12 protein-coding genes are annotated in these 17,283 nt (G+C 73.6%); 4 read left to right on the plus strand and 8 right to left on the minus strand.

The features are described 5' to 3' along the window. Positions 1-64: 64 nt before the first annotated feature. The gene (locus ACGFSH_RS31735) at positions 65-640 is read left to right on the plus strand and encodes a TerD family protein (RefSeq protein ID WP_069773441.1); all 576 of its coding nucleotides are present in this window, start codon (positions 65-67) and stop codon (positions 638-640) included. A 106-nt stretch (positions 641-746) separates the two neighbouring features. Here ACGFSH_RS31735 and ACGFSH_RS31740 read toward each other — a convergent pair whose 3' ends face one another. Continuing rightward, positions 747-2,093, minus strand: a complete 1,347-nt coding sequence (locus ACGFSH_RS31740) for a jacalin-like lectin (RefSeq protein ID WP_393354553.1) — start codon at positions 2,091-2,093, stop codon at positions 747-749. Positions 2,094-2,352: 259 nt separating this feature from the next. Further along, positions 2,353-3,876: a glycoside hydrolase family 43 protein gene (locus ACGFSH_RS31745; RefSeq protein ID WP_393354555.1), complete on the minus strand. Its 1,524-nt coding sequence runs from the start codon at positions 3,874-3,876 to the stop codon at positions 2,353-2,355. A gap of 448 nt (positions 3,877-4,324) precedes the next feature. Here ACGFSH_RS31745 and yicI point away from each other — a divergent pair, with 448 nt between their 5' ends. After that, positions 4,325-6,655, plus strand: coding sequence for an alpha-xylosidase (gene yicI / locus ACGFSH_RS31750; RefSeq protein ID WP_393354557.1), 2,331 nt, complete (start codon positions 4,325-4,327; stop codon positions 6,653-6,655). Between the two features lie 10 nt (positions 6,656-6,665). On the opposite strand, the gene ACGFSH_RS31755 is transcribed toward yicI, so the two are convergent. The 4 genes from ACGFSH_RS31755 to ACGFSH_RS31770 form a co-directional block, all read right to left on the minus strand. Next, positions 6,666-7,343 carry a response regulator gene (locus ACGFSH_RS31755; RefSeq protein ID WP_393354559.1) on the minus strand — a complete coding sequence of 226 codons (678 nt, stop codon included), beginning with the start codon at positions 7,341-7,343 and terminating at the stop codon, positions 6,666-6,668. A 22-nt stretch (positions 7,344-7,365) separates the two neighbouring features. Continuing rightward, on the minus strand, positions 7,366-8,547 hold the full coding sequence (locus ACGFSH_RS31760; protein WP_393354561.1) for a sensor histidine kinase: 1,182 nt from the start codon (positions 8,545-8,547) through the stop codon (positions 7,366-7,368). A 9-nt stretch (positions 8,548-8,556) separates the two neighbouring features. Continuing rightward, entirely contained in the window at positions 8,557-10,758 is a 2,202-nt protein-coding gene (locus ACGFSH_RS31765) for an MMPL family transporter (RefSeq protein WP_393354563.1), read from the minus strand. 206 nt (positions 10,759-10,964) lie between these two features. Beyond that, positions 10,965-13,748 (minus strand): LuxR C-terminal-related transcriptional regulator, encoded by a 2,784-nt coding sequence (locus ACGFSH_RS31770; protein WP_393354565.1) that lies wholly within the window; start codon positions 13,746-13,748, stop codon positions 10,965-10,967. Positions 13,749-13,933: 185 nt separating this feature from the next. Between ACGFSH_RS31770 and ACGFSH_RS31775 the strand changes: the two genes are divergently transcribed. Continuing rightward, entirely contained in the window at positions 13,934-14,224 is a 291-nt protein-coding gene (locus tag ACGFSH_RS31775) for a hypothetical protein (RefSeq protein ID WP_393354567.1), read from the plus strand. A 78-nt stretch (positions 14,225-14,302) separates the two neighbouring features. Here ACGFSH_RS31775 and ACGFSH_RS31780 read toward each other — a convergent pair whose 3' ends face one another. Together ACGFSH_RS31780 and ACGFSH_RS31785 are read right to left on the minus strand one after the other, a co-directional pair. Next, on the minus strand, positions 14,303-15,292 hold the full coding sequence (locus ACGFSH_RS31780) for an aldo/keto reductase (RefSeq protein ID WP_393354569.1): 990 nt from the start codon (positions 15,290-15,292) through the stop codon (positions 14,303-14,305). Between the two features lie 182 nt (positions 15,293-15,474). Continuing rightward, positions 15,475-16,065: a TetR/AcrR family transcriptional regulator gene (locus ACGFSH_RS31785; RefSeq protein WP_393354571.1), complete on the minus strand. Its 591-nt coding sequence runs from the start codon at positions 16,063-16,065 to the stop codon at positions 15,475-15,477. Positions 16,066-16,265: 200 nt separating this feature from the next. On the opposite strand from ACGFSH_RS31785, the gene ACGFSH_RS31790 reads away from it, so the two are divergent. Continuing rightward, positions 16,266-17,111, plus strand: a complete 846-nt coding sequence (locus ACGFSH_RS31790) for an endonuclease/exonuclease/phosphatase family protein (RefSeq protein ID WP_393354573.1) — start codon at positions 16,266-16,268, stop codon at positions 17,109-17,111. Positions 17,112-17,283 lie beyond the last annotated feature (172 nt).

A 17,283-nucleotide genomic window follows, 5' to 3' on the forward strand; every position in this document is an offset into this window, starting at 1 on the left:
TGATGTAGATTTCAGGTGCCGGCCGTGACGGTCCGGACCTGTCGCATCGACGAAGGAGTTCACCGTGGGAGTTTCCCTTTCCAAGGGCGGCAACGTCTCGCTCAACAAGGAGGCGCCGGGCCTGACGGCGGTCCTCGTCGGCCTCGGGTGGGACGTGCGCACCACGACGGGCACCGACTACGACCTCGACGCCTCCGCCCTGCTGCTGGACGCGTCCGGCAAGGTCCTGTCCGACCGGCACTTCGTCTTCTACAACAACCTGACCAGCCCCGACGGTTCGGTCGAGCACACCGGCGACAACCTGACCGGCGAGGGCGAGGGCGACGACGAGTCGGTCAAGGTGAACCTCGCGGCCGTACCCGCCGAGGTCGACCGGATCGTCTTCCCGGTGTCCATCCACGACGCCGAGAGCCGGGGCCAGAGCTTCGGCCAGGTCCGCAACGCCTTCATCCGGGTCGTCAACCAGGCCGGCGGAGCCGAGATCGCCCGCTACGACCTGTCCGAGGACGCCTCGACGGAGACGGCCATGGTGTTCGGCGAGCTCTACCGCAACGGCGGCGAGTGGAAGTTCCGCGCCGTCGGCCAGGGCTACGCCTCCGGCCTCGCGGGCATCGCCGCGGACTTCGGCGTCAACGTCTGACCGGGAAACGCCCGATTCCGGAGCTTTCCAGCCCGGAGCACGAGGGCTCCGACGCGGCGACGGTCCTCGGGCCGTCGCCGCGCGATCCGGTGGGGGATCTCCGGGGTCAGCGCTCGGTGTAGATGAAGCCCACCTTGTCCAGTTCGTCGGCGGCGCGGCCGTGGAATCCGGCGAGCTGCCGGCCCGCGGGCGCGGTGCGGGTCACGCAGTCGGAGGTGGCGGTGCCGCCGGCCAGGCTCCGCCCGAGGTTCGTGGTGAACTTCGCGTAGAAGATCCGGGTCTGGCCGCTCTTCTGGCCCTGGCAGAGCTGGGCGGTGGTGACGTACTCCCCGCTGCCGAGCGCCAGCGTGGACACCGTCCCGCCGGTGCCGCCGTGGCTGAGGACCCGGCCGTTGCCGAGCGTCACGCCGACGCCGTCGACGCGGGACCCGCTGCGCAGCGACAGGCTCACCGGGGCCGCGCCCGCGGGTACGGCGTCGATGTCGGTGAAGTAGTCGCCGTGGGGGCCGCCGAACTGGTCGCTGAGCCGGTAGGCGGGGTTGCTGGTCCAGGTGAAGCCGGCGCTGACCGGGTCGTGGTCGGAGAGCATGAGCCCGGTGTCGGTGAGGAACTTGGCGTGCTCGTTGGCGTAGGCGGTGGCCCGCAGGGAGAGCGCCGCGCTGCCGCGGTAGAGGATCTTGTCCACGACCTCGCAGGTGTCGGGGACGGTGGGTCCGCTCTGGTCGCAGACGAGGGCGTCGGAGCCCTTCGCGGGCGGGGTGCCGCCGCGGACGAGCTGGACCCAGGCGTCGGTGAGGCGGTTGGCGGCGGCGAACTCGGCGATGGTGTCGCCGCTGCGGGTGTAGCGGGTGTTGGTGTCGCCCATGACGACGACGGCGTTGCCCGCGGAGTGGGTCGAGATGAAGGCGGTGAGCTGATCGAGGTTGTCGGCGCGCGAGGCGAGGTCGCCGGGGTTGGTGCCGGCGTTGGTGTGCAGGTTGTAGAAGTCGACGTAGACGCCTTCGGCGAGGCGGTGGCGCAGGAAGGTGAACCCCTTGGGGGTGAGGCAGTCGCCGGAGTCGATCTGGCAGGAGTTCCAGCGGACGCGCTCGAAGTCGTCGGCGTCGTAGGGGAGTTTGGACAGGGTGTTGAGTCCGCTGCCGATGCCCGCGCCGCCGCTGGTGGGGGTGCGGTAGGGGTGCGCGGTGTCACCGGCGTAGAGGTAGGAGTGGTAGTTGAAGTCCTCTTCGACGTGCACGATGTCGTAGGGGGCGATGCGCCGGCCGATGGCCGTCGTGCTGGTGTCGCGGGGCGTCGAGGCGCTGGAGATGATCTCGGGCAGGCCCGCGACGTTGTAGGTGAGGGTGCTGAAGGTTCCTGCGGCCGGGTCCGCCGCGGCGGCGGGGGACGCGGTCGCGAGGAATCCGGTGCAGGCCGCGGCCGTCGCCGCGAGACAGGTGAGAAGACGGCGCATGAAGGGGAGCTCCTGTGAAGTGGGGGAGGGCCAGCGGGAACGTACCGCCGGTAACCCCCTCCTGTCGCCGGCTGCGTCGAGGGAGATCAAGATGTGACCGCGTGGTCTGATCCAGTGGGCCCGAGGGGGGTTGCCGGACGGTGTCCGCGGGGTGAACCCCGGTCGGTGACGCCCTTCTTCGGCCCGCGGGTGCGACGGCAACGGTGTCCGCCGGCCGCGGTGTCCGCCGGCGCCGCGGCGGCCGTGCGCCGCGCTCGGTTCAGGCGGGGAGCGGCTCGTAGTCGAACCAGTCGAAGTGGACGTCGCCGGACGCGGCGTACAGGCCGATGACCCGGCCGGTGAAGCCGCCGGCCACCTCGGTCGACAGGTAGCGGCCGTCCAGGACGGCTAGCGCGGTGAACGTGCCCTGCGGATCCTCGACGCCCAGCGTGAGGACGTCGGGCCCGCTGCGGGAGTCCTCCTGCGGTGCGCCGGTGACGCGAACGGCCAGGGTCACCGGCCCGGCGGGCACGGACCGGGAGGCCGCGGCGGTGCGCAGCGGTCCCACGCGGCTGAGCACACGCACCTCCCCGTCCCGGGCCTCGATCTCGTAGTGGTGGCGCTCGTCCAGACGGACCGCGAGGCCGCCGCGCCCCTGGGCCGGGTCGACGCGGGTGCGCGCCAGGCAGGCGAGATGCTGCTGGCGGCGGCCGACGAACACGACGTCCGGGTCGTCCAGGGAGGCGCCCCGGGCACGCAGGGTGAGCCAGCCCGGCCGCTCCTCGGTGGTGCAGTGCCCGGCCGGGCGGTCGCGCAGCGAGATCCACTGCGGCCGCAGTTCGCTCCGGTCGAAGTCGTCCCGGACCGGTTCGACGGGCCCGGGCGCCAACGGCCAGGGCGGTGCGGGCAGTTCGGACGTCACCGCGGCGACGACCGGCCAGTCGTCCGCCCAGGTGACTGGTGCGAGGAAGGTCTCGCGGCCCAGCACGTGCCAGCCCGGTGTCCCGCCGCGCGGCCGGACGCCGAGCACCACCATCCACCAGGAGCCGTCGGGCCCCTGGACCAGGTCCGCGTGACCGGTGTTCTGGACGGGGTGGTCGGTGCCGCGGTGCGTGAGGATCGGGTTGGCCGGACACGGTTCGAACGGGCCGCCCGGCGTGCGCCCGCGGGCGATCGACACACCGTGGCAGCGCTCGGTGCCGCCCTCGGCGATGAGCAGGTACCAGTAGTCGCCGATCCGGTACAGGTGCGGCGCCTCCGGGGCCTTGGCGTCGGGCGCGCCCGACCAGAGCCGGCGCGGCGTGCCGAGCGTCTCGCCGGTGTACGGGTCGATGCGCACCTGGGACACCCCGGCGACGGTGCACCAGCAGACGCCGTCCTCGTCCCACGCGAGGTCCGGGTCGATGCCGTGGACGCCGGGCAGCCGGACCGGGTCGGACCAGGGCCCGGCCGGGTCGGAGGCGGTGAACAGCATGTTGCCGCCGCCGGACACCTGGGTGACGATCAGCCAGAAGCGGCCGTCGTGGTGGCGCAGCGTGGGGGCGTAGATGCCGCCGGAGGACCGCGCCTCGGCGGTCAGCCGCAGTTGGCCCGGCCGGTCGAGGGCGTTGCCGATCTGCGTCCAGTGGATCAGGTCGCGGCTGTGGAACACGGGGATGCCGGGGAAGTACTCGAAGCTGGAGCAGACGACGTAGTAGTCGTCGCCCACGCGGCACACGCTGGGGTCGGGGTGGAATCCGGGGATCACCGGGTTGGCGAACGTGGCGGGGCGAACGGCGGCGGCCGTCTGCGACTCGTCTGACACGCGGTCGATTCCTTCGTCTCGTGCGGTGGTGTCGCGTGCGGTTGCCGGGCGAGGGCCCGGCGTTCCCGCCGACGCACCCGGGGCGGCGTCCGGCTGCCGGTGGCGGGCCCGGGCGGTGGTTCTCTCCGCCTTGTCGAAGCGCTTCACCTGGTCGCTCCACGCTAATGACAGCTCTCTGGAGAGACAAGAGGGCGACACAGGTGGAAGTTCGCTCCGGCCTGGTCATTGACAGGCCTGCTCGACCGGTGGGAGCGTCGAAGCGCTTCAACAATGTCGCATCCTCCTGGTTAGGGGTGAGCCTCGTGGCCCTTCCGTCCCCGTCCGCCGCCGGTCCGCGTGCACGGCTCGCCGCCCACCGCACGACGCCGGCCCGCACCCGCCCAGCCACGAGCCTGAGGCGCCGGGGTCCGCTCGCCGCACGCCGTGTGCGAACGGGGGAGCCCGCCCGATGAAGTTCACGGACGGCCGCTGGCTGATGCGCCCGGGCCGCACGCCGGGCTTCGCCGCCGAGGTGGCGGACGCGCACGTGGGCACGGACCGCCTGACCCTGTACGCGCCGGTCAGGCGCGTCACCGGCCGTGGGGGCACGCTCAACAGCCCGCTGCTGACCGTGGAGTGCTGGTCTCCGGCCGAGGGCGTCATCGGGGTGCGCGCCACCCACCACGCCGGCTCCGTGCGCCGGGGACCGGAGTTCGCGCTGTCCGGGTCCCGCTTCGCCGACGAGGGCGTCGGCAAGGTACGCCGCGACGGGCCGCTGCTGGAGCTGACCTCCGGTGAACTGACCCTGCGCGTCGACTCCTCGCAGCCGTGGCGGCTGGACTTCGTCGCGGACGGCAGGGTGCTGACCTCCTCGGGTGAGCGGGGCTCCGGGTTCGTCACCGACGCCGACGGCCGCCACCACATGGTCGGCCGGCTTTCCCTGGGCGTCGGCGAGGCGGTGTACGGCCTGGGCGAGCGGTTCACCCCCTTCGTCAAGAACGGCCAGAGCGTGGACGTCTGGCAGGCCGACGGCGGGACGAGCAGCGAACAGGCCTACAAGAACGTCCCCTTCCACCTGACGAACCGCGGCTACGGCGTCTTCGTCAACCATCCGGGACGGGTGAGCTACGAGATCGGCTCGGAGGCGGTCGGCGAGGTCCAGTTCAGCGTGGAGGACCAGTCGCTGGAGTACTTCCTCGTCCACGGCCCGAGCCCCAAGAAGATCCTGGAGCGCTACACCGCGCTCACCGGCCGCCCGGCTCTGCCGCCGGCCTGGGCGCTCGGCCTGTGGCTGACCACGTCGTTCACCACCGACTACGACGAGGCCACCGTGAACGGCTTCGTCGACGGCATGGCCGAACGCGGGATCCCGCTGAGCGTCTTCCACTTCGACTGCTTCTGGATGCGCGGCCACCAGTGGTGCGACTTCGACTGGGACCCCGGCACCTTCCCCGACCCGGCGGGCATGGTGGCCCGGCTCAAGGAACGCGGTCTCAAGGTGTCCGTCTGGATCAACCCCTACATCGCCCAGAAGTCGCCGCTGTTCGAGGAGGGCCGGCGCGCGGGCCACCTCGTGCGCCGGCCGGACGGCAGCGTGTGGCAGTGGGACATGTGGCAGCCCGGCATGGCCCTGGTCGACTTCACCGACCCCGCCGCGCGCGCCTGGTACACCGGCAAGCTGCGGGTCCTGCTCGACCAGGGCGTCGACTGCTTCAAGACCGACTTCGGCGAGCGCGTCCCCACCGACGTCGTCTGGCACGACGGCTCCGACCCGGAGCGGATGCACAACTACTACACCCACCTCTACAACCGAGCGGTGTTCGAGCTGCTGCGCGAGGAGCGCGGCGAGGGCGAGGCGCTGCTCTTCGCCCGCTCCGCCACCGCGGGCGGCCAGCAGTACCCCGTGCACTGGGGCGGCGACTGCGACTCGCACTTCGGCGCCATGGCCGAGTCCTTGCGCGGCGGGCTCTCCCTCGGCCTGTCCGGCTTCGGCTTCTGGAGCCACGACATCGGCGGCTTCGAGGGCACCCCCACCCCGACCGTCTTCAAGCGCTGGACGCAGTTCGGCCTGCTCTCCTCGCACAGCCGTCTGCACGGCAGCTCGTCGTACCGCGTCCCCTGGGACTACGGCGAGGAAGCCGTCGACGTCACCCGTGAGTTCACCCTGCTCAAACACCGCCTCGCCCCCTACCTCCAGCGCGCCGCACAGCAGGCGCACGCCACCGGCGTCCCGGTCATGCGCGCCATGCTGCTGGAGTTCCCCGACGACCCCACCGCCGCCCTGCTCGACCGTCAGTACATGCTCGGCGACGACCTTCTCGTCGCCCCCGTCTTCACCGACGACGGGACGGTCGAGTACCACGTGCCCGAGGGCGTGTGGACGAACGTCCTGACCGGCGCCCGCGTCACCGGCCCGGCCTGGGTGCGCGAGCGGCACGACTTCCACACGCTGCCGCTGCTGGCCCGCCCCGACTCGGTGATCGCGCTGGCCGCCGACGACCGGCGTCCGGTCTCCGCCTGGGCCGAGGACGTCGAACTGCGGGTGCACGCCTTCGCCGACGGCGCCCGGCGCACGGTCGTGATCCCCCGGCCGGACGGGCCGGGGGAGACCGCCCGCTTCGACGTGCGTCGTGACGGGGGCCTGATCCGGGTGACGACGGACAGCCCGCACCCCTGGCGACTGCGTCTCGGCGGCCCGGACGGCGCCTTGCACCTCGCGGCCGCGGGGACCGGGACGGCGGAATTCCCCTGCGAGGGACTGCCGGGCGCCGCCGCGGCCTCGCACGGGAGGCCGTCCTGACGCCCGGCCGTCACCCGGGTGTCTCCCCGGCGCGGACCAGGCCCGTCTCGTAGGCGATGACGACGAGCTGGGCGCGGTCGCGGGCGCCCAGCTTGGTCATCGCCCGGTTGGCGTGCGTCTTCGCGGTGACCGGCGTGACGAACAGGCGTTCCGCGATCTGGTCGTTGGACAGACCGGCGGCGACCAGGGCCATCACCTCGCGCTCGCGGGGAGTCAGCGCGGCCAGCCGCCGGGGGTCCACGAGATCGCCGGGGGAGGGCTGGGCGAGGACGCGGGCGATGAGGCCCCTGGTCGCCGCGGCGGACAGCAGGGCCTCCCCGGCGGCGACGAGGCGGATGGCGTCGAGGAGGCGGTCCGGCTCGACGCCCTTGCCCAGGAAGCCGGCGGCCCCGGCCCGCAGCGCCTCCACCACGAGGTCGTCCTCCTCGAAGGTGGTCAGCACGAGCACCTTCACCCCGGCCAGGTCCTCGTCCCGCCCGATCAGCCGGGTACCCTCGATGCCGTCGACCCCGGGCATCCGGATGTCCATCACCACGACGTCGGCGCGCTCGGCCCGGGCCAGCCGCGCCGCCTCCCGCCCGTCGGCGGCCTCCGCGACGACCTCCATGTCGGGCTGTGCGTCGATGAGCAGGCGGAAGGTCCCGCGGAGCAGGGCCTGGTCGTCGGCGAGCAGAACGCGAATCGGCACGTGCGGCATCCTCACGGGTGGGTCAGACGGACGCGGGGGAGAGCGGCAGCGGCAGATCGGCGACCACCCGGAAGCCGCCCTCGGGCAGGGGGCCCGCGGTGACGGTTCCGCCGACGGCCGTGGCCCGCTCCCGCATGCCGATCAGTCCGTTGCCGGTGCCCGCGCCCTGGGCGGCGCCGGGACGTCCGTCGTCCGTCACGGTGACGCGCAACGACCGGGGACCGTGGTCCAGGAGCACGGCGGCCCGGGTGGCGGCCGCGTGCTTGTGGGAGTTGGTGAGGGCCTCCTGGACGATGCGGTAGGCGGTCAGCTCGGTGGCGGGCGCCTGCGCCGCGGGCGTGCCGGTGCGGGTCACCTCCACCGCGAGCCCGCTCGCACGGAAGCCGTCGGCCAGGCGGTCGAGATCGGCGAGGCGGGGGATGGGCGCACGGGCGCCGGACGTGTCGTCGGGCCTGCGCAACAGGCCTACGGTGGCGCGCAGTTCGTCGAGTGCGGCGCGACTGTTGTCCTTGATGTGGGCCAGCGCCTCGAACGCCCGGTCCGGGTCGGCGCGCAGCAGATGGTGGGCGACTCCCGCCTGCGCGTTGACCAGGGTGACGTGGTGGGCGACGACATCGTGCAGGTCGCGTGCGATCCGCACGCGTTCCTCGGCCACGCGGCGCCGTGCCTCCTCCTCCCGCGTGCTCTCGGCACGCTCCGCGCGTTCCCGCGCCGCCGCGAGGTGGTCGCGGCGGCTGCGGACGGCGCGGCCCAGGGCCGTGGCCGCGATCGCGGAGTCGAACCGCAGCAGGGCGGACCCGCCTACCGGCGATTCCGCGTGCGAGGCCGCGTGGACGCCCGCGAGCGCCACGGCGGCGAGCACGCCGACGGTCCACGCCGTGCGCCGGCCGCCGCACACGGCGAGCGTGTACAGGGCGACGAGCCCGGCCGCCGGAGCGAACGCGAGGGCCGGGACGAAGGCCATCAGGGTGAGGCCGCCCGCCAGCGTCACGACAGTGACGAGCAGCGGCCGTCTGCTGCGCACGACCAGCGGCAGGCAGGACGCCGCCGTCCAGGCCGCCGCCTGCCAGCGCGGCTCGTGCCAGGAGGACTCGCCGACGGCGGTCGCCGCGGTGGCCACCAGGACCAGCGGCGCCGCGGGCAGCGCATCCCCGACCCGCTCATGGCGGGCGAGCCATCGGCGCCCCTGCGTGCTCACGTCCATCCCCTCACTCTAGGCACCCCGGCCGGAGACTCCGGCGGGCCGCGGCTCGGGCGCCGGGCACGGCACGCGCGCCGGCTCGTCCGCGGGTCCCTCGACGGACACGTCGGGCAGGACCCTGTCCAGACGGCGGGGCAGCCACCAGTTGGCCCGTCCGCACAGGTGCATCAGGGCGGGCACCAGGACCATGCGGATCAGCAGGGCGTCGACGGCGACCGCCACCGCGAGGCTGACCCCGAACTCGGCGATGACCCGCATGCCGCCGAAGACGAAGGAGCCGAAGACGCAGACCATGATGGCGGCGGCGACCGCGATCACCCTGCCGGTCTCGGCCTGCCCGACCCGGACCGCGCGAGCGCTGTCGCCGGTGTGCGCCCACTCCTCGCGCATCCGGCTGACGAGGAAGACCTGGTAGTCCATGGACAGGCCGAACATGATGCCGACGACCAGGATCGGCACGAACGACTCGATCGGTCCGCCCGCCCCGAGCCCGAGGAGCCCGGCGCCGAAGCCGTACTGGAAGACGACGGTGATCGCGCCGAAGGCCACCCCGATGCTCGCGACGTTGAGGACCGCACCGACGGCCGGGACGAGCAGGCTGCGGAACGCGACCGTCAGCAGCAGGAAGCCGAGTACGGCGATCACCAGCACGAACACCGGCAGTTTCGCCATCAGCACCGACGCGAAGTCGTCGTTGGCCGCGGTGACCCCGCCCACGTACACCTTCATCGACGTGCCCCGCTCGGCCCGCGGGATCACCGTGTCGCGCAGCCGGTGGATCAGCTCGGAGGTGGCGGCCGACTGGGGCGAGGTCGTCGGCACGACGGAGACCACACCCACCGTCTGCCCCGCCTTCATGGGCGCCGCGAGGGCGCCGGCGACGCCGTCGGCCTGCCTGAGGCCGGTGACGAGCCGCGCCGCGGCCGCCCTGTCCGCGGCGGTGGGAGCCTGGACGGCGAGGACGAGCGGACCGTTGAAACCGGGCCCGAACCCTTCCGCGATCATGTCGTAGGCCTGGCGGTTCGTGGACGTGACGGGCAGGTTGCCGTCGTCGGACGCCCCCAGACGCAGCGACAGCGTGGGGAACGCGAGTGCCGCAAGCACGGCGAGGGCGACCAGGCCCAGCGCCTTGGGACGGGCCTGGACGACCGCCGCCCACCGGGCCCACGGACCGGGCCGGCCGGCCGGGCGCCGTACGCCCCCGGAGAGTTCCCGGCGCTCCCCGCGGCTGAGGACCCGCGCCCCGATCATGCCGAGCAGCGCGGGCAGCAGGGTCACGGCGGCGAGCACGGTCAGGACGACGGTGACGGCGGCGCCGACGGCCATGCCGTTGATGATGCCGACGTTCAGGGTGAGCATGCCCAGCAGCGCGACGACGACGGTCAGTCCCGCGAACAGCACGGCGCGGCCCGACGTGTCGAGGGCCTTGGCCACCGACTCGGGCACGCCCATGCCCGCCGACAGATTGGCGCGGTGCCGGTTGACGATGAACAGGGCGTAGTCGATGCCCACGCCGAGGCCGATCAGCGAGCCGAGGGTCAGCGTGGTGTCGGACAGCGTGATGACGTGGCCGAGCAGGATCACCGTGACCGCGGACGTGCCGACGCCGACGACGGCCGTGATGATGGGCAGCGCCGCCACCCACACCGCCCGGAAGACGAGCAGCAGCACGACGAAGGCGAGGACGACGCCCATCACGTCGGCGACCGGGTTCGGCCGGGGGGCGACGGTGAACGCCTGGCCGTTCAGCGCGATGTGCAGGCTCGTCGTCCCCGGCGCGGTGGCCAGTTCCTTCACATGGTCGACCTGGGCGTCCGCCGCGTCACGGTCGAACGCGACCGTGGCGTAGGCCGTCCCGCCGTCCTCGCTGACCTGTGTCCTGCCCTCGGCGCTGTAGGGGCTGCTCACCGCGGCGACCCCTGGGGCGCCGGCGATCCGCTCCAGCGCGCCGCTCATCGCCTCCCGCGCCGCGGGCGCGGTGACCTTCGCGCCGTCCAGCTGCCAGACCACGCGGCCGCTCTTGCCCGCCGCGCTGTTCGAGGCCTGTCGCAGCAGGGCCGTCGCCCTGGCCGAGTCGGTGTCCTGCGAGCCGGGACTGTCACCGAAGGCGCTGCCGGCCGCGCCCACCCCGGCTCCCAGGCTGATCAGCAGGCCCACCCAGACCAGGACGACGGCGAGCCGGTGCCGATGGCACCAGCGGGCAAGAGAGGACATCGACGAGCCTTTCACGGGGGAGTGCGTCACGCGGCCGGACCGGCGTTCCCCGGCCCGCCCCCACGCTCGCAGTTCCGCGCTCCCCGGTCGTCGGCCGTCCGCAGACACTCGCGTCTGCTGCGTACGCAGCAGACGCGGCGCCGCGCCCCCGTCCCCCGGCCCTCACGTCCCGTAACGGCCGGCGGCGGGCAGCGTCCCGGGATCGCTCAACGGCCCTGCGGGGCCCGCGAGTCCGGGACAGGCCCGCCGCCGGCGGCGCCGTCGTTCATCAGCATGCGGGTGAGGCTGGTGCGGTTCGACACGCCGAGCTTGCGGTACACCTGCCCGAGGTGGGTCTCCACCGTCCGCACGCTGAGGAAGAGGCTCTCGGCGATCCGGATGTTGGTCATGCCGGTGCTCACGAGACTCGCGATCTCCCGTTCGCGGGCGGTCAGGGCAGTCAGGGGGGACAGCGCGGGCAGCACACGTGGTGCGTTCTCCGCCTCGGCGCACGCGGCGAGCCGGGCCCGCCACCGGACGACCTCGCCCCGCAGCCGCGCGGAACCGCACTGGTCGGCGAGGACCCCGGCGCCGTCCAGCCAGGCGGCGACGCCGTCGGTGCGATCCGCTTCCAGGGACAGCTGGGCCGCCGCGAGCAGAGTGATGCATGCCTCGACGCGCTCGCCGCCGAGCGAGAAGTCGGCGACCGCCTCCAGCGCCCGGTCCAGCGCCTGTCCCGTCCGCCCGGCCGCCGCGTGGGCGCGCATCCGGGCGCGCAGGGCGAACCCCCGGCGGCCGGGCGACGGGAGCTGTTCGAGGCACTGCTCGGCCAGCTCGGCCCACTGCCCGACCGCCGCCCGGTCGCCCACCGCGAGCGACGCCTGCGCCAGGGCGTCGCACCAGCGGGGCTTGCGCCAGACGGTGAGCCGGGGCAGCCCGGCGCCGCCCGCCGCGTCCAGCAGCAGCCAGCGCGAGCGCGCCGGGTCGCCGGTGCGCTGCACCCACTCGGCGTGGAAGCAGCGGACGGTGACCGCCCACCCGGTCGGCGAGGCTCCGGCCACGGCGAGGGCGCGCTCGGCGGACGCCTGCGCCCGCGCCCGGTCGCCCGGACCGTCCCGCCAGGACAGCGCCTCGGCCCGCACCATCGAGCTGACGGCCTCCTCCGCCGGACCGGCCCCTTTCGCGGTGCGGTGGCCGACCTCGTCGAGAGCCGCCAGCGCGTCGTCCAGATTCCCGCGCCGCAGATGGGTGTTGGCCAGGACCGTGAGGATCTGCGGCTGGACGTACGTCTGGCCCGTGCGCCGGGACAAAGCCGCCGCGCGCGTGAGGTGCCGTTCGGCGTCGACCAGCCGGCCGAGCATCCCCTCGGTCAGGCCCGTCTGCAACGAGGCGTTCAGATTCGTGAGCAGGGCGCTGTCGGGCGCGGCGTCGATCAGCGCGGCCGCGGTGGTCGTCCGCTCCTGCGCGGTGGCCAGGTCACCGGTGAACAGATGACCCAGGGCGCTCTGCGCCAGCGCCTGGGCCTCGCCGACCCGGTCGTGGTGCTGCCGTGCGATGACGGCGGCCGTCTCGGCGTGATGCCGGGACGTCACGTACTCCTGGAGGTCGTAGGCGTGATCGGCCAGTTCGGTGTGGAGGGCGGCCGCGATCGCCGCGTCCTCGCCGGCCAGCGTGGCGAGCCCGGAACGGGCCAGTGCGCCGGCCTCGGCGTACCGGCCCAGGGTCCGTTCGATCCGGCTGGAGTCGGCGAGCGCGCCCGCCTCACCCGAGCGGTCCGGCATGGCCGACCGCAGGGCGTCGAGCAGTTCACGGCTCTCGGCCGCGTCCCCGGTCAGCAGCCGGGCCCGCGCCAGCAGGACCTGGGCCTCGTGCCGGTGCGGCTCGCCCGCGCGCAGGACCGGCAGCGCCGCCTCCAGGTGGCCGGCGGCCACGGCGGGGGAGCGGTACAGCAGCTCGCGTGCGGCGGCGATCAGGGTGAGCGCGTGCTCCGGGCGGTCCGGGTCGGCGGCGCGGGCCACGTGGTGGGCGCGCCTTGCGATGGGGGCGCCCTGTTCGGCCAGTGCGGACTCGGCTCGTCGGTGCAGGTCGACGCGGCGGCTGGGTGCGAGCCGCTCGTAGACGACGTCGCCGACCGCCCGGTGGCGCAGCGCGAGCCGCGGCGCGGGCTCGGCGGGCCGCACGAGGTCCAGTCGGGTGAGCGTGTCCAGGGCCCGGACGGCGGCGGCGACGTCCAAGCCGGCGACGGCGGCCGGCAGTTCGGGCCGGAACGGCTCTCCGAGGACCGCCGCCGCCTCCAGGACCGCCACGGAGTCGGCGTCGAGACCCGCCAGTTCGCCGAGGACGGCCGTCGACGCGGCCGCCGCGTCCTGACCGCGGGCGCCGAGCACCTTGAGGTACTGCGGGTTTCCCTGGGCCTCGCGGTGGATCTCCGCGGCGTCCGGGTGGTCCCCGAGCAGTTCACCGGCCGCCTCGCGGGACAGCGGGCCGATGTCCCACACCTCCAGTGAGCCCGCGGACCCGGCCCGCGAGAGCAGTTCGGCGTGCCAGGGGGCCAACTGGCGCTGCCGGCAGGCGATGAGGCACAGCACCGGACCGGTGGACGCCGCCTGAAGCAGCCGTTCCACGTCGAGCCGGCTGCCGGACGCAAGGAGGTGGAAGTCCTCCACCACCGCGAGCAGCGGCCCGCCCTCCGCCGCGCCTGCCGCGACCTCCCGCACGCCGGTCAGGCGCGGTTCCCCGGCGCCGGTCGACGCTTGTGCGGTCCTCCCGCGTGCGGTCCGGACGGGTATGCCGAGGGCTCGGGCCTCGGCCGCCGCCGCCCACGCCAACGCGCTCTTGCCGATGCCCGGTTCCCCGACGAGCGCGACCGACCTCCCCGCTCCCGTCCCGGCGAGATCCGCCAAGGCACGTGCCAGCTCCCGCACTTCCGCCTCACGACCTGCCAACGGACGTGCGTCGCCCTGCGCGCGGCGGACGGGAGTGGGCGCTTCGCCCCGCGGATCATCGGACATGACACGGCACGATAGTGGCTGCCGATCACAACCAGGCAAAGGGGACGTATTCCGCGCCCCGGCCGGGGAGCCGCCGTCGGCGTCCACCCGCCGCACCCGGTCGTCACCCAGCCCGCGAAAGCCGCCCCGTGCCAGGCGAGTCGGTGATTTCACGGGTGTGCGCCCGACTGATTATGATCTTGGTCATGTCTGTGCAGAGTGCCGAACGAGCCCTTTCCCGCAAGCAGCGACTCCAGGAGAAGCAGCGCCGTCAGCTGGCGGTGGTGGACACCGTGGACAAGGCCGAGGCGAAGGTCCGCAAGGCGGAGGTCGAACTGGCGATGGCGGTCGCCGAGGCGGTGCAGGTCTTCGGCGACGAGGAGGCCGCCTCCGAGGGGCTCGACATGCGGGTCGAGACGATCCGGCGCTTCCTCGGCATCGCGCGCGAGGAGGCCGCCGGCGCCCAGGACGCGGCCGAAGCCGCCAGCGGGTCCTGACCCCCCCGGCCGCCGCGCCGAGGACGGCACGCGGCGACCGGCTCGCGGGGGCTGCCGAGGCGAGCGGCGACCACAGGGCTACCGGTCGACGGAGCGCATCCCCGCCTCGTCGTACCGCTCGCCCGCGGCTTTGGGCAGTTCCGCGTCGATACGGGCCAGGTCGTCCCCGGTCAGCTCGACGTCGACGGCGCCGGCGTTCTGCTCCAGATAGGTGCGCCGCTTGGTGCCCGGGATCGGCACCAGGTCATCGCCCTGCGCCAGCACCCACGCGATGGCCAGCTGCGCCGGAAGGACGTCCTTCTCGGCGGCGATCTCCTTCACCTTCGCGGCCAGCCGCAGGTTCGCCTCCAGGTTGGCGTCCTGGAAGCGGGGGTTCTGCCTGCGCCAGTCGTTCGCGTCCAGCTCGTCGGGCGAGCTGAAGCGCCCGGCGAGGAAACCCCGCCCGAGCGGCGAGTACGGCACGAAGCCGATACCCAGCTCACGGCAGACGGGCAGCACCTCGGCCTCCACGTCGCGCGACCACAGCGAGTACTCGCTCTGCACCGCGGTGACCGGGTGCACGGCGTGGGCGCGCCGGATGGTCTGGGCACTCGCCTCGCTCAGTCCGATGCCGCGCACCTTGCCCTCGGCGACGAGTTCGCCCAGCGCGCCGACCGTCTCCTCGATGGGGACGTTCGGATCGACCCGGTGCTGGTAGTACAGGTCGATGTGGTCGGTGCCCAGGCGCTTCAGGGAGCCGTGCACGGAGCTGCGCACATGCTCCGCCGAACCGTCCTGCGCGCCGACCGTCGTGATGTCGCCTGGTACGGCGTCGTCCATCCGGTAGTTGAACTTCGTCGCGATCACGTACTCGTCGCGATGCCCGCGCACCGCCTCGCCGACGAGCGACTCGTTGGTGAGGGGGCCGTACATCTGTGCGGTGTCGAGGAAGTTCACCCCGACGTCGAGGGCCCGCCGGATGGTGGCGACGCCCTCCTCCTGATCGGCGGTTCCGTAGAAGGCGGACATCCCCATGCATCCCAGGCCGATCGCCGACACCTGGAGGTCCCGCAGACTGCGCTTCTGCATGCCGTGTTCCAGCCTTTCCTGCCACTCGTACGGTGTGCGGACGCCACGAAGCCCCGTCGTCCATTGGGCGACGCTTTCCTCCGCCCGGCAATTCCGGAAGGGGGGCCGGGTGACACGGGCCGAGAGCGCCGTCATGTCCGCAACGCTACGACCTGGAGCGCACTCCAGCGCAAGCGCCCGGGTCAGCCGGTCCGGCGCAGGCCCGCCACGAGGAGGGCGACCAGTCGGCGCGCGTCGTAGCGGGGGTCGCTGTCGGCGCCGATGCAGAGGTTTCCGATGCCCCGCATGAACGGGTAGGCGTCCAGACCGGCGCGGATCTCGCCGGAGGCGGCGGCGGCCTCCAGCAGTCGGGCGCACACCGGCAGGAGCCGGTCGAGGAAGTAGGCGTGCAGCGTCTCGAAGCCGGCGCTGTCGTTGTGCAGCGCGGCCGCGAGACCGTGCTTGGTGACCAGGAAGCCGACGAACAGATCCACCCACCGTTCGAGGGCGGTGAACGCGGACGGGCTGCTCGCCAGCAGCTCGGGACCGGCTTCGGCGCAGGCGTCCACCTGGTGGCGGTAGACGGCGATGACCAGGTCCGCCCTGGTCGGGAAGTGGCGGTAGATCGTCCCCACCCCCACCCCGGCCTCGGCGGCGATGTCGCGCACCGGCGCGTCGACGCCCGAGGCGGCGAAGACCGCGGCGGCCGCGTCCAGCAGCGTCTGCTGGTTGCGCCGGGCGTCCTTGCGCTTGGAGCCGGCCGCGCCGGCCGGGCTCTGCCCTGTGTCGTCCACCGCGACCTTCCTCGTCGGCGGGATCCCCGCGCGACCCCGTCCCTGCCATCGGCGGAACAGGGTTCCGCTTCCCCCATGATGGCAGACCCGTCCGGTTGCGCGGACGCCGGACCGGGGCGTGTGTCGCCGGCGGGGGGATTCGCATAGCCTCGTCCACGGGTGCGGCGGACGCGGCCCGCGTCCGCGGGGAGGAGACTGCGGTGCTCAAAACGGGCGCGCGATGGCTCGCGGGCGTGGTGGCCGTCCTGTGCGTGGTGCTCGTCGGCCCGAGTGTGCCGGCCGACGCGCCCGCCGGGCGGAGCCTGCCCGCCGGGGCCGCCCGCGACGTCGTGGCCGCCAACAGGGTCATGACCTGGAACATCTGCAACCCCTGCGACGAGAGCAACGTCGACCGGGCGGCCGCGATCGCCGCGTTCGCACCCCAGGTCGTCGGCCTCCAGGAAGCGTGCACGCGGGACGTCGACCGGATCCGGGACGACCTGGAGAGCCGCTACGGGCTCGTCTACCACGTCGAGTACGGCATGGTCCTGCGCAGTTGGGCGCGGTGCGGGGGAGTGCCGTGGAACCCGGGAGGTTACGGGGAGGCGATCCTGTCGGCGGCGCCGATGACGGACCGCGTCCACGCGGAATACCCCGACGGCGGCTCCGAGGACCGTGGCTACCTCGCGGTGACCACCGTCGTCGACGGCCGGCCGGTGCGGGTCTTCAACACCCACCTCGCCGAACGCCGCCAGGAGGAGGTCCGCGCCGACCAGGCCCGCGTGCTCGCCGCGAAGGTCGCCCCCTACGAGCACGCCGTCGTCCTCGGCGACTTCAACGCCCGTGCGGACGCCGCTGAGCTGGCCCCGCTGTGGTCGCTGGCCGCGGACGCGGACCCCCGGTGCCGCCCGTCCGACGCGGACGCCTGTGAGCCCACCACCGACTGGTACAGCAGATTCGACTACGTCTTCCTGCGGGGCGTCACCGCGCTCACGCACGGAGTGCGCCCCACCCCGGTCTCGGACCACCATCTGCTCCACGCCGACCTCGACCTGGACCGCGCCTGAGGCGTCCCCGCCTCCCCCCGGGGGTTGCCCTCTTCCCGGTGTCCGTGCTGGTCAGGGCCGGTTTCCCAAGTGGCAGGAAATCGGGAAACGGGAAACCCGTCGACCGGCCCCGGCCGTGCGGTCGAGGCTGATGCCGAAAGTCCGAGCACGACCTGCGACCAGGCAGGACGAC

It is taken from the genome of Streptomyces sp. NPDC048481 (assembly GCF_043200075.1).
GTDB lineage: Bacteria > Actinomycetota > Actinomycetes > Streptomycetales > Streptomycetaceae > Streptomyces.